Origin of the sequence: Bacillus sp. JJ1533 (assembly GCF_036965045.1) — a bacterium.
Lineage (GTDB): Bacteria > Bacillota > Bacilli > Bacillales > Bacillaceae_L > Ferdinandcohnia.
The window spans coordinates 12,660-25,466 of sequence record NZ_JBALOV010000005.1 but is presented as its reverse complement, the minus strand read 5'-3'; the positions used below and the strand labels follow the sequence as shown (position 1 = coordinate 25,466).

Annotated in this window: 14 protein-coding genes and 1 pseudogene; all 15 read left to right on the top strand. The window is 41.6% G+C overall.

Going from position 1 to position 12,807, the window contains the following annotated elements:
* Positions 1–133 precede the first annotated feature (133 nt).
* The 15 genes and pseudogenes from V7138_RS02805 (at position 134) to V7138_RS02735 (ending at position 12,807) form a co-directional block, all read left to right on the top strand.
* Positions 134–355, top strand: coding sequence for an AtpZ/AtpI family protein (locus V7138_RS02805; RefSeq protein ID WP_335394077.1), 222 nt, complete (start codon positions 134–136; stop codon positions 353–355).
* A 6-nt stretch (positions 356–361) separates the two neighbouring features.
* A complete protein-coding gene (locus V7138_RS02800) occupies positions 362–730 on the top strand; it encodes an ATP synthase subunit I (protein WP_335394075.1) in 369 nt (122 codons plus the stop codon).
* A 57-nt stretch (positions 731–787) separates the two neighbouring features.
* On the top strand, positions 788–1,522 hold the full coding sequence (gene atpB / locus V7138_RS02795; RefSeq protein ID WP_335394073.1) for a F0F1 ATP synthase subunit A: 735 nt from the start codon (positions 788–790) through the stop codon (positions 1,520–1,522).
* A 90-nt stretch (positions 1,523–1,612) separates the two neighbouring features.
* On the top strand, positions 1,613–1,831 hold the full coding sequence (gene atpE / locus V7138_RS02790; protein ID WP_335394071.1) for a F0F1 ATP synthase subunit C: 219 nt from the start codon (positions 1,613–1,615) through the stop codon (positions 1,829–1,831).
* A gap of 190 nt (positions 1,832–2,021) precedes the next feature.
* Positions 2,022–2,546, top strand: a complete 525-nt coding sequence (atpF, locus tag V7138_RS02785; RefSeq protein WP_335394070.1) for a F0F1 ATP synthase subunit B — start codon at positions 2,022–2,024, stop codon at positions 2,544–2,546.
* Entirely contained in the window at positions 2,543–3,085 is a 543-nt protein-coding gene (locus V7138_RS02780) for a F0F1 ATP synthase subunit delta (RefSeq protein ID WP_335394068.1), read from the top strand. The genes atpF and V7138_RS02780 overlap by 4 nt, the downstream gene beginning before the upstream one ends.
* Positions 3,086–3,096: 11 nt before the next feature.
* Positions 3,097–4,608 (top strand): F0F1 ATP synthase subunit alpha, encoded by a 1,512-nt coding sequence (atpA, locus tag V7138_RS02775; RefSeq protein ID WP_335394066.1) that lies wholly within the window; start codon positions 3,097–3,099, stop codon positions 4,606–4,608.
* Positions 4,609–4,844: 236 nt separating this feature from the next.
* Positions 4,845–5,702, top strand: coding sequence for a F0F1 ATP synthase subunit gamma (locus V7138_RS02770; RefSeq protein WP_335394064.1), 858 nt, complete (start codon positions 4,845–4,847; stop codon positions 5,700–5,702).
* A 91-nt stretch (positions 5,703–5,793) separates the two neighbouring features.
* Positions 5,794–7,215, top strand: a complete 1,422-nt coding sequence (gene atpD, locus V7138_RS02765) for a F0F1 ATP synthase subunit beta (RefSeq protein WP_335394062.1) — start codon at positions 5,794–5,796, stop codon at positions 7,213–7,215.
* 25 nt (positions 7,216–7,240) lie between these two features.
* Positions 7,241–7,645 (top strand): F0F1 ATP synthase subunit epsilon, encoded by a 405-nt coding sequence (locus tag V7138_RS02760; protein WP_335394060.1) that lies wholly within the window; start codon positions 7,241–7,243, stop codon positions 7,643–7,645.
* 307 nt (positions 7,646–7,952) lie between these two features.
* Complete coding sequence (locus V7138_RS02755; RefSeq protein ID WP_335394058.1) at positions 7,953–8,492, top strand: sigma-70 family RNA polymerase sigma factor; 540 nt, start codon at positions 7,953–7,955, stop codon at positions 8,490–8,492.
* The gene (locus V7138_RS02750) at positions 8,468–9,772 is read left to right on the top strand and encodes a DUF4179 domain-containing protein (RefSeq protein ID WP_335394056.1); all 1,305 of its coding nucleotides are present in this window, start codon (positions 8,468–8,470) and stop codon (positions 9,770–9,772) included. Before V7138_RS02755 ends, V7138_RS02750 begins: the two co-directional genes overlap by 25 nt.
* 790 nt (positions 9,773–10,562) lie before the next feature.
* Positions 10,563–10,940: an NADH-quinone oxidoreductase subunit A gene (locus V7138_RS02745; RefSeq protein ID WP_335394054.1), complete on the top strand. Its 378-nt coding sequence runs from the start codon at positions 10,563–10,565 to the stop codon at positions 10,938–10,940.
* Positions 10,931–11,443, top strand: coding sequence for a NuoB/complex I 20 kDa subunit family protein (locus V7138_RS02740; RefSeq protein WP_099354573.1), 513 nt, complete (start codon positions 10,931–10,933; stop codon positions 11,441–11,443). Before V7138_RS02745 ends, V7138_RS02740 begins: the two co-directional genes overlap by 10 nt.
* 1 nt (position 11,444) lies before the next feature.
* Positions 11,445–12,807: pseudogene (locus tag V7138_RS02735) on the top strand (NADH-quinone oxidoreductase subunit C).

Sequence of the window (12,807 nt, the reverse complement as noted above, 5' to 3'; positions counted from 1 at the left end):
ACATTAATAGGTGCCTATTGTATGCTTACAAAGGGTATGAATGAGAAGGTTTACATATTGAAATTACTTGAAAAATTAAGTATTTTCTGACATGTCGGAAACCTATCTCAGACACGTAAAGTGAGGTATGTTGATGCCTAAAAATGACAAGCATCCTTTACGAGCTTATGCGCTTATGTCTGGTATTCTATCTCAGTTAGTAGGGTCAATTCTAGTAGGCATTTTCCTCGGTAGATGGATTGATCGAATGCTACACACGGAGCCACTATTTTTAATTCTTGGCCTTCTATTAGGACTAGCAGCAGGAGTCTATGCAACACTTCGACTAGTCAATCACTTTTTTTCAGGAGATTAACTCGATATGCAGGATCTTTCCATAGCGTTTACGAGATATCGTAAATACATATTCTACTTACTGTCAATCTATGTACTGGGCTGGGGATTCACTGCATATAAATCGGTCTTCTTAGGACTAATATTAGGGACACTAGGAAGTTTGTGGATTCTACTCACACTGGCTCGGAAGAACAAGCAATTTACGAAAGCTTTTGAAGAGGGACGAACCGTTCGTTCACTTGGAACAATGTCTCGTATGGCGGTTGCTGGTTTAGCAGTACTAGTCGTAATGGAATATCCAGAAATGTTTCACTTAGGTAGTATGGTTATTGGATTAATGACAGCTTATTTTGTCATTATGATAGATTTCTTTTTTCAAAAACTTCATAAATAGACTAAAGCGCAAAACCCAGGTTTGCGCTGGACAATATGGGAAGAGAGGTGAATACTGTTGGGTCACGAAGCTCCTACGTTTGAATTGTTTGGACTTTGGTTTAGTAAATCTAACATGCTGATGATCACAATCGCTAGTGTGATTGTATTCATTATCGCGGTTCTTGGAACTCGTACCCTTGCAATGAAGCCAACCGGTGCTCAGAACTTTATGGAATGGGTCATGGACTTTGTTCGAGGAATTATTAAAAGTTCAATGGACTGGCAAACAGGCGGACGCTTCCAAGTATTAGGGATAACATTAATTATGTATATCCTTGTATCAAACTTTCTAGGGTTGCCGTTTGCGATTATTTTGGGCCATGAATTGTGGTGGAAATCTCCAACTGCTGATCCAACGATTACGTTAACTCTAGCAGTTATGGTTGTTGGATTATCACATTACTACGGAATTAAGATGAAGGGTGCTAGGGAATACGGTAAAGATTTCTTTAAACCTATGTCATTTATGTTCCCATTAAAAATTATCGAAGAATTTGCAAACACATTAACTCTCGGACTGCGTCTGTTTGGTAACATCTATGCCGGTGAGATCCTACTCGGATTAATTGCTGGTATGGCAGTAAGTGGTTATGAAAGTGGCATTCTCGGAGGAATTCTAAGTACTATCGGAGCCTTTATTCCGATGATTGCATGGCAAGGATTTAGTGTCTTTGTTGGTGCCATCCAAGCATACATCTTTACAATGTTAACAATGGTTTATATTTCTCACAAAGTGAGTACAGACCATTAAAAATAAACCTTGTCCAAAATGAGACTTTTTGGGCAAACAAAAATCAATTAATAATAAATTTTTTTATACAATTAAAGGAGGACTTTTTCAATGGGTTTAATAGCAGCAGCAATTGCAATTGGTTTAGCAGCACTAGGTGCTGGTATCGGTAACGGTCTTATCGTATCTCGTACAGTTGAGGGGATTGCTCGTCAACCAGAAGCACAAGGTAAACTTCAAACTACTATGTTCATCGGGGTTGCGTTAGTTGAGGCGATTCCTATCATCGCAGTAGTTATCGCGTTCATGACATTCGGCGCTAACTCATAAGATGATTTCTTGAAGCTTTCCTTGTTAAAAGTGAAGGCAACATTAACAAAATGGCGAAGATCATTCCAAGAGAACCTTCGCCATTCCTTTGTATTACCCAAAAATTAATGAATCGTGCTCAATCTCGCACGTGATGATGAAATTAAGGACTTCCATTCGAAATTGGAACTCTGAAAGGAGTGAATATTAGGTGTTAGATCTTTTTGTCTTAGGCGCTGCCGCTGGTGGACTGCAAGTGAACCTTGGGGATATCATTTTCCAATTGGTTGTATTCATCATTTTATTAGCGTTATTACGTAAATTTGCGTTCGGTCCAATCATGAATATCATGAAACAACGTGAAGAACATATCGCAAATGAAATTGATTCTGCAGAGCAAAATCACCAAGAAGCGAAAAAATTAGCGGAAGAACAACGTGAGTTACTTAAAAAATCACGTTCAGAAGCTGCTGAATTAATCGAAAATGCACGTAAATTAGGTGAAGAGCAAAAGGAAAGTATCATCCAAACTGCTCGTGACGAAGCGAACCGTCTAAAGGAAGCTGCAAAGCAAGAAATCGTTCAAGAAAAAGAACAAGCTGTTACAGCTTTACGTGAACAGGTTGCATCACTTTCAGTGTTAGTTGCTTCTAAGGTAATCGAAAAGGAACTTAGCCTTGAAGATCAAGAGAAGTTAATTAACGAATATATTCAAGAGGTAGGAGAAGGGCGATGAGCAGAGGAATCGTAGCAAAGCGATATGCAGTAGCTCTTTTTCAATTAGCAAGTGAACAAAATGCACTTGATCAGTATGAAGCAGAAATTCGTACAGTAAAACAAGTGTTTTCAAATAGCGATGATTTCCAATCCGTATTAAGAAATCCAAAGCTTTCAGTCGATAAGAAGAAAGCCATTGTAACAGAGGCATTCCAAGGTTTTTCACAGATGACATTAAATACGTTACATTTACTTATTGACCGTCATCGTGAAGATATCATTGCAGATGTTGCGGATGAATTTATTACATTAGCAAATGACAAGCGCGGAATTGCAGATGCCACTGTCTACTCTGTCCGTCCTTTAACAGACTCAGAGGAAGCAGGAATCTCCAGCGTATTTGCGGTCAAGGTTGGAAAATCTTCATTACGTATTCAAAATATTGTAGATCCAAGTCTGATTGGTGGCGTGAAGCTTCGAATCGGAAATCGTATATTTGACGGAAGTGTAAAAGGTAAGTTAGAGCGCTTAGAGCGTCAACTTATTGCGAAAAGATAGGGGTGAAATTCATGAGCATCAAAGCTGAAGAAATTAGTGCGCTGATAAAAAAGCAAATTGAAAACTATCAGTCTGAAATACAAGTGAGCGAAGTTGGTACGGTTATCAGTGTCGGTGACGGTATCGCACGTGCTCATGGCCTCGACAATGTCATGGCTGGAGAACTCGTTGAATTTTCAAACGGTGTCATGGGTATGGCACAGAACCTTGAAGAAAACAACGTTGGTATTATCATCCTTGGTCCTTTCACAGATATTCGTGAAGGTGACGAAGTACGTCGTACAGGACGTATCATGGAGGTTCCAGTTGGTGAAGCATTGATCGGCCGTGTTGTTAACTCTCTAGGACAGCCAGTAGATGGTCTTGGTCCAATCGAAACTACAAAAACTCGTCCAATCGAAAGTCCAGCTCCTGGTATCATGGACCGTAAATCTGTTCATGAACCACTACAAACTGGTATCAAAGCGATTGACGCATTAATTCCAATCGGTCGTGGTCAGCGTGAGTTGATCATCGGTGACCGTCAAACAGGTAAAACAACTGTTGCAATCGACACAATTCTTAACCAAAAGAACGAAAATATGATCTGTATTTACGTAGCAATTGGTCAAAAAGAATCAACAGTTCGTGGTGTTGTTGAAACATTACGTAAAAACGGTGCATTAGATTACACAATCGTTGTAACTGCTTCTGCATCACAACCAGCTCCAATGTTATTCTTAGCTCCATATGCGGGTGTAACAATGGGTGAAGAGTTCATGTACAATGGTAAGCACGTTTTAGTTATCTATGATGACTTAACAAAACAAGCATCTGCATACCGTGAACTTTCATTATTACTACGTCGTCCTCCAGGTCGTGAAGCATATCCAGGGGATGTTTTCTACCTGCACTCTCGCCTTTTAGAGCGTGCTGCGAAGCTTTCTGACGCAAAAGGTGGCGGATCAATCACAGCTTTACCGTTCATTGAAACACAAGCTGGTGACGTATCTGCATACATTCCAACAAACGTTATCTCGATTACTGACGGACAAATTTTCTTACAATCTGACTTATTCTTCTCAGGTGTACGTCCTGCCGTTAACGCAGGTTTATCCGTATCACGTGTTGGGGGTTCTGCGCAAATCAATGCAATGAAGAAGGTATCAGGTACATTACGTCTTGACCTTGCTTCTTACCGTGAACTAGAAGCATTCGCTCAGTTCGGTTCAGATCTTGATAAAGCAACTCAAGCGAAGCTTAACCGTGGTGCACGTACAGTAGAAGTTTTAAAACAAGGTCTAAACAAGCCACTATCAGTAGAAAAGCAAGTTGCGATTCTATATGCATTAACTCGTGGATTCTTAGATGATATTCCAGTAGAAGACCTTTCTCGTTTCGAGGAAGAATACTACGTATGGTTAGAGCATAACCGTAAAGCTGAAATCTTTGATCACATTAAGTCAACTGGTAAGCTTCCAGAAGACGAAGTATTTGCTTCTGCGATCAACGACTTCAAAAAGACTTTTGCGGTATCTGAGTAATTAACTTTATTCAGCCCCGGCTGATTAAAGTTAAAGCCTCCGGCGGAGACATGCGATTTTCAAAGGAAAATTTTCGAGCATGCTCGAAAAAATCTGGGCGCAAATACGCCAAGGCGCATTTGATTATATTATGAGAGGCGGCGTGCTTTCATAGCTCGTCGCTTATCTGAATAAAGCTAGGAAGACTCGGTTCCAAAGCGTTTTACGATAAATCGAGGAAAAGGTGGTGAGAACCTTTGGCATCCTTACGTGATATAAAAACTAGAATCACATCAACAAAGAAAACAAGTCAAATTACAAAAGCGATGCAGATGGTATCGGCATCTAAATTTAGCCGTGCTGAAGCAAATGCAAAATCGTTCGTTCCATATATGGAAAAAATTCAAGAGGTCGTTGCGAATATCGCAGTGGGCAGCTCGGAAGCAAGTCATCCAATGCTACTTCACAGACCTGTTAAAAAGACTGCTTACATTGTCATCACATCTGACCGTGGATTAGCTGGTGCCTATAACAGTAACGTGATTCGCGGTGCATACCAAGCGATGCAAAAACGTCATAAAAGCACTGACGAATTTACAGTCATTGCAATCGGTCGTGTTGGCCGTGACTTCTTTGTGAAAAGAGGAATTTCTGTCAGCCTAGAAATCGCTGGTTTATCTGATCAGCCATCTTTCGCTGAGATTAAGGATATTGCGAATGCAACTGTAAATATGTTTGCTGATGGTACGTATGATGAGCTTTACATGTGGTATAACCACTTTGTAAGTGCGATTCAACATGATGTAACAGAGAAAAAGCTATTACCGTTATCGGATTTAGCTGCAAACAAAAAACAAACTTCTTATGAATTTGAACCTTCACAAGAAGATATCTTAGAGGTATTGCTACCTCAGTATGCTGAAAGTCTCATCTACGGAGCACTTTTAGATGGAAAAGCAAGTGAACACTCCGCTCGTATGACTGCGATGAAAAATGCGACAGACAATGCGAAAGAGCTTATCGATTCACTTACTCTTTCATACAACCGTGCCCGTCAAGCGGCAATTACGCAAGAAATTACGGAAATTGTCGGTGGAGCAGCAGCACTAGAGTAGGATTTTTACAACATTAGATAGATTTATTAGGCATTCAAAGTGTGCGAAAAATTTTGAGTGACCGCCCAAAAGTAAGTTAGGAGGGAAAACGATGACAAAAGGACGCGTTACCCAAGTTATGGGTCCTGTTGTAGACGTACAGTTTGACAGCGGCCATCTTCCTGAGATTTATAACGCCCTTACGATTAAACATAGTGCGCGAAACGAAAATGAAGTTGATATCAACTTAACATTAGAAGTTGCACTTCACCTAGGTGATGACACTGTACGTACAATTGCGATGTCATCTACTGACGGAGTAGTTCGTGGATTAGAGGTTACTGACACTGGTAAGCCAATTTCTGTACCAGTTGGAGATGTAACCCTTGGACGTGTATTTAACGTTTTAGGTGAGAACATTGACCTTGATGAGCCAGTAGCTGCTGAGGCACGTCGTGATGCAATTCACAGAGAGGCACCAACATTTGAACAACTCACTACAGAAGTTGAAATTCTTGAAACTGGTATTAAAGTAGTAGACCTTCTTGCTCCATACATTAAAGGTGGAAAAATCGGTCTATTCGGTGGTGCGGGAGTTGGTAAAACCGTTCTTATCCAAGAGCTTATCAACAACATCGCACAAGAACATGGTGGTATTTCCGTATTCGCTGGTGTAGGTGAGCGTACTCGTGAAGGAAACGACTTATACTACGAAATGAAAGACTCTGGAGTTATTTCAAAAACAGCGATGGTATTCGGTCAGATGAACGAACCACCAGGTGCGCGTATGCGTGTAGCACTAACTGGTCTTACAATGGCGGAATACTTCCGTGATGAGCAAGGACAAGACGTGTTATTCTTCATCGATAACATTTTCCGTTTCACACAAGCAGGTTCTGAAGTATCAGCCCTACTTGGACGTATGCCATCTGCCGTTGGTTATCAACCAACTCTAGCAACTGAGATGGGTAAATTACAAGAACGTATTACATCAACAAACGTTGGATCTGTAACGTCAATCCAAGCGATTTACGTACCTGCCGATGACTATACTGACCCGGCTCCAGCTACAACGTTTGCTCACTTAGACGCAACAACTAACCTTGAGCGTAAGCTTTCTGAGATGGGTATTTACCCTGCAGTGGATCCATTAGCATCTACATCTCGTGCATTATCTCCTGAGATTGTTGGAGAAGAGCACTATGAAGTTGCGCGTCAAGTACAACAAACACTACAACGTTACCGTGAACTGCAAGATATCATTGCAATCCTAGGTATGGATGAGCTAGGCGATGAGGATAAGTTAACCGTACACCGTGCGCGTCGTATCCAATTCTTCTTATCTCAAAACTTCCACGTTGCTGAGCAATTCACTGGTCAACCAGGTTCTTATGTTCCTGTTAAAGAAACAGTTCGTGGATTCAAAGAAATCCTAGAAGGTAAATACGATTATCTTCCTGAAGATGCGTTCCGTCTAGTTGGTCGAATTGAAGAAGCAGTAGAAGCTGGAAAGAACATGGGTGTTGAAGCATAATTAACGGGACCTAGGAGGGTGTAAAATGAAGACAGTAAAAGTCAATGTCGTGACTCCTGATGGCCCAGTTTATGAAGCTGATGTGGAAATGGTAAGTGCCAAAGCTCAAAGCGGAGAGCTCGGTATTTTACCAGGACATATTCCTATGGTTGCTCCTCTTCAAGTAGGAGCAGTTAGACTTAAGAAGGAAGGCAACACTGAACTTGTGGCTGTGAGTGGAGGCTTTCTCGAGGTTCGTCCTGACCAAGTAACAATCCTTGCTCAAGCTGCTGAAACAGCAGAGCATATTGATGTTCACCGTGCAAAAGAGGCGAAGAAACGTGCTGAACAACGCTTGCAGGCGAAACAAGAACATGTCGATTTTAAACGAGCAGAGCTCGCTTTAAAACGTGCCATCAATCGATTAAACGTAACACAAAACAAATACTAATTTTAGTATTGACCCCCAGAGGCCTTTGGCCCTGGGGGTTTTTGTGTTATTTAGGGTTTTTTGCGTGAGTTGATTAACAGGTGTGAGGATATTGATAAATTCAATAGAATTGGATAGAAGGTGTAGTCTCATTAATTTTTACATGGAGGATTTACTTGTATTTAAGCTACTATCTCTATCATTCAATCCCTTATATAATCGTTATAACAGAACTTGGTTATTAGATATGAAATTTTTATGTTTGTTGAAACCTTTTGCCGTTTTCTTGTATCTAAGGAATAGGTTGACTCGGAAAGGAGAGCATAATTTGGATATCGCTAAAGAGGTGAAAAAGGCAAGGCGTGGGAGCCATTCCTCCTTTGAAAAATTGATTACGGCCCATAAGCTTCTGATGTATCGCGTAGCAAAGACCATTTTAATAAATGATGAGGATTGTGCAGATGCGATGCAGGAAGCGATCATTAAGGCATACGAGAAGATTGATACGTTGAGAGAGCCAGCTTATTTCAAAAGTTGGTTGTGTCGAATTGTTTTGAATGAATGTTACCAGCTGTTAAGGCATAAAAAAAATGTCATAAAGATGGAGGAATGGTTAGAGCCTCATATGAATGAACACGGGTATGAAGAGGTTGAGGTTGAACAGATGCTTAGTATGTTATCGGAAGAGCAGTCTCAATTGTTAAAGCTTTTTCATATTGAGGGAATATCAATCCTAGAATTAGCTCAAATTTATGAGGTTCCGGAAAATACGATTAAAACGAGATTACGTCGTGCCCGTGAAAAAATGCGTGAGCTATGGGATGCAAAGGAGGAGGGATCATCATGGATAAATGGGAAGAGCAAATAAAAAAGAAAGCAAACCCACAGGTTCCTGCAAGTGTGGAGCAGCGTATGAACGAAACACTTCGTTCCCTTCCGAAAAAGAAGTCATTTTCACACCTTTATTATCCAGTTGCGGCAGTATTTATTGTGGGGGTACTTTTATTTGGGGTATCCTTTATGTCACCAACATTAGCTGAGACGATGAGGTCTGTGCCTGTAATCGGATCTATTTTTAAAATGGTAGGGGACATTGGAACACAAAAAGGAGAAGAAGAAGGGCTGACCACATTATTGGGGCAACAAGTAGAAATGAATGGGCAAGTGGTTACTTTTACTGAGAGTCTTTATGATGGTTCACAGATTCATATAGGTTATCTGATTGAATCTTATACACAAGTGGATAACAATTATTCAACGGACTTTCTTTCCGACTTACGGTTAACTATTGATGGGAAGGGTGTTAGCTATGGGATGGGCGAACGTGGTGAATTATTGGAAAACGGAGATTATGCGGGAATCTTGAGTATTAGTATTCGTGAGGAACTTCCTAATGAGTTTAATCTTGGGATTGGTACACATAAAAAGAATTCTGTACTAGTTGAATTACCAATCACGAGGCAAGGAGATAACCGTGCTTACCTTGTAAATGAAACAGTGGAAACGAAGGATTTAACGATGCATGTGGATAAAGTGACATTTTTCCCAACGAGCACGGAAATTTTGTTTCGTCAGATTGTGGATGAAAAGGTTTTTGAGAGTAAAAAGTATGATTGGTTAGATTATCAAGTCGTTGATGACCAAGGAAATGTCCTTCAGCCGTTAAGCGGAGGTGGCGGTGGAGGACCTATGAAAAACGGTCAACTGTTACAAACCTTTCGTTATTACTTTGAGCCGCTTGAGATTGTTCCAAAGTCATTAACGTTTAAACCTTATTTACTTGTTGGAAATGACAAGGTTGAAGAAGTGAAAGGCGACTGGACAGGGGAAAAATTGACGCTTTCACAAGGTGAGATTGGGGAAATTACCGTATTAGACATTAAGAGTGAAAACGGAGTAGTAACTCTGACCGTGGAAACTATGGGCGATGATGCGTTCTGGCAAGCAAATGGGATTTTGATTGAAAAGAAAAACGGAGAAGCATTTCATCAGGAGAAAACACCAAAACGAGTAGAGGGTGCTGTAAACCAATATGAGGTACAGTTCGTTGCTGCTGTAGCTGAGGAGGATATCCGTGTTGTTACCTATAAACAAAAAGCTCCCAAATTCTTGGAAGAGCTTGAGGTTACGATTGAACTTGGAGAGTGAAGTGTGATTTATGGGCTACTTTTGTGTAGTCCTTTTTTCGTTTTTGGCAATAACTTTTAATTTTGGTTGATAATTTTGGGGGTTGGACAATAGGTTATTAGTATAGAAGAAAAATATGGACATGGATTATTGGGGGATTGAATGGGTTGGATGAGTTCTGGGGAGGTAAACGTACCCTCGAGAGGTGGATGGGATTGAGTGAGGGTATGAAAAAGGGTTAATCGTACCCTCAAGGGGATGGAATCGTTTGAGTGATGGTACGAATATTAGAAAACTCTTTGTGGGCGTAACTTCGTTACGAATGTGAGTTATGTTGAAGTCAAAGTTGAGCGGATTGTACGCGAAATTTTGGTGAAACTGGCGGCGTTGCTTTTCGAGTTTTATTTCTAGATTAATTTGGGTTGGTGGGCGTAACTTCGTTACTTAATGTAGGGGTTGGCTGACCCTATTTCAAACAAGGAAGTACGTCAAAAATGCCTGCGGCCTTTTTGGCTAGGTGAGGGGGGCCAAGTGTCGACCAACTGGGGTCTTATGTTCTATGAAGTTCGAAATTCCCATTTTGATGAAACTAAAGTTTCATCATTTCAGCTTTGCTGAAACTGCAAATGGGGAAAAATGGCTTGGGAAAGCGAGCTTTCCCCGCCTGTTTTTTCCCCATTTGTCAGAAATGGTAATTTCGTAGAATAAGTGGCAGGTTTGGTCGACACTGGGCTGGGAAAAGTGCTATAATGTATTCGGTTACAATTTATAATATTTTGATAAAATGTTAGGGGAGATCGGAGGGGGCTGCATGGAGGAACTTTTGAATCAGTATTTGAATAGTTACATGATTGTGTTTGTCTTCTTGTTGTTGGGTATTTTACTCCCGATTGTGGCGTTGTTTCTGGGGAAGTTGCTTCGTCCACATGCACCGAGTGAGGAAAAGGCTACTACATATGAGAGTGGGATTGAGCCGTTCCATGATTCTCGCGTACAGTTTAATGTACGGTATTATATTTTTGCACTATTGTTTGTTATTTTTGATGTTGAGACTGTATTTTTATATCCATGGGCTGTTGCCTACGAAAAACTCGGAATTTTCGCATTAGTTGAGATGTTCATTTTCGTTGTAATGCTCGTTATCGGCTTAGTATATGCTTGGAAGAAGGGCGTGTTGAAATGGATTTAAAAATGGATGGTATTTCAGATTTAGAGATGGAAGAGTTAAAGAGAAGTGTATTTATGACGACGCTGGAGCAGGTGAAAGGTTGGGCACGAAGTAATTCGTTGTGGCCACTTACATTTGGTCTGGCTTGTTGTGCGATTGAAATGATGGGGACAGGTTCTTCTCATTATGATTTAGATCGCTTTGGTTCCTTTTTCCGGACGTCTCCACGTCAGTCGGATTGTATGATTGTGTCGGGTACGGTTACGAAGAAAATGGCACCAGTTTTAAAGAGATTGTATGATCAGATGCCAGAGCCTAAATGGGTGATTGCTATGGGATCCTGTGCGACTGCGGGGGGACCTTATGTGAAATCGTATGCGGTTGTAAAAGGGGTTGACCAAATTGTACCGGTTGATGTGTACATACCGGGTTGTCCTCCAAATCCTGCTGCACTCATTTATGGAATTAATAAATTAAAAGAAAAGATTCGCTATGAGGCTAAAACGGGGAAGAAGGTGATTTAGCGTGAGCGAAGAAAAAGACCTGGAACAACTTAAGCGAGAGGCTGCGGAGAAAACGAAGGAAGCTGCAAGAAAGCGGCTCGCTGAAAAACAGGCAGCTGAAGCGAAAAGTGAAGATGAAGCTAAGGAAGAAAATATAGATATTGCGAAGGCAAAAGCAGCTGCTGCGGCAAAGGCAAAAGCTGCCGCATTAGCCAAGCAAAAGGCGAAACAACAAGCTGATGAGGAAGCAACAGCTAATAAGAATTCAGAATCATCAGAAGAGGAAGATTTGGATTTAGCGAAGCAGAAAGCGGCGGCCGCCGCAAAGGCAAAAGCGGCTGCTGCAGCAAAAGCGAAGGCAGCAGTACTAGCCAAGCAAAAGGCCGCAGAAGCCGCATCAGACGAATCGGCGGAGTCAGATGACAAAGCAACGGCGAAAGCGAAAGCCGCTGCAGCAGCAAAAGCGAAGGCAGCAGCACTAGCCAAGCAAAAGGCCGCGGAAGCCGCATCAGACGAATCGGCGGAGTCAGAAGACAAAGCAACGGCGAAAGCGAAAGCCACTGCAGCAGCAAAAGCGAANNGACGATGACTTAGCGAAGGCAAAGGCAAAAGCAGTTGCCGCAGCGAAAGCAAAGGCTGCTGCACTTGCGAAGCAGAAGGCGGCTGAAAAGGCAGCAGGTTCGGACGATGATGAGCTTGCGAAAGCGAAGGCGAAAGCAGTAGCTGCAGCCAAGGCAAAGGCGGCGGCCGCAGCAAAAGCCAAAGCGGCAGCTGGCGGCGGTGGAGATGATCTAGCTAAGGAAAAGGCAAAAGCCATTGCAGCAGCAAAAGCAAAGGCTGCAGCTGCAGCAAGGGCAAAAGCATCAGCAGGTGGAGTGCCTGAAGAAGTCGAAGAGGCAGCACCATCTCCAAACCAAAAATATTTAGATAAATATGTGAAAGTAATTCGGGAACACCTTGGGGAGGATGTTTTAGAAGATTCATATATTAATACACTATCAAAGGACGTTCCAACACTTGTTGCAAAGCCAGATACATATTTTAAGGTTGCACAGTTTTTAAAGTTTAATGAACAGCTTGGGTTTGATTACCTCTCCGAACTACATGGTACGGACTTCCAGACCCATATGGAAGTATATGTTCATTTATTCTCATATAAAAACCGTCAATCTGTTGCGTTAAAGGTAAAGCTTGACCGTGATGAGCCAACAACTGAATCCTTGCAGCCATTATGGGAAGGGGCAAATTGGCCAGAGCGAGAAGCCTATGATTTACTCGGCATCACATTTACTGGGCATCCAAATTTAACTCGAATTCTATTGCCGGACGACTGGGTGGGATATCCACTTAGAAAAGACTATGAACCGTATGATGTGGAGGTGTAG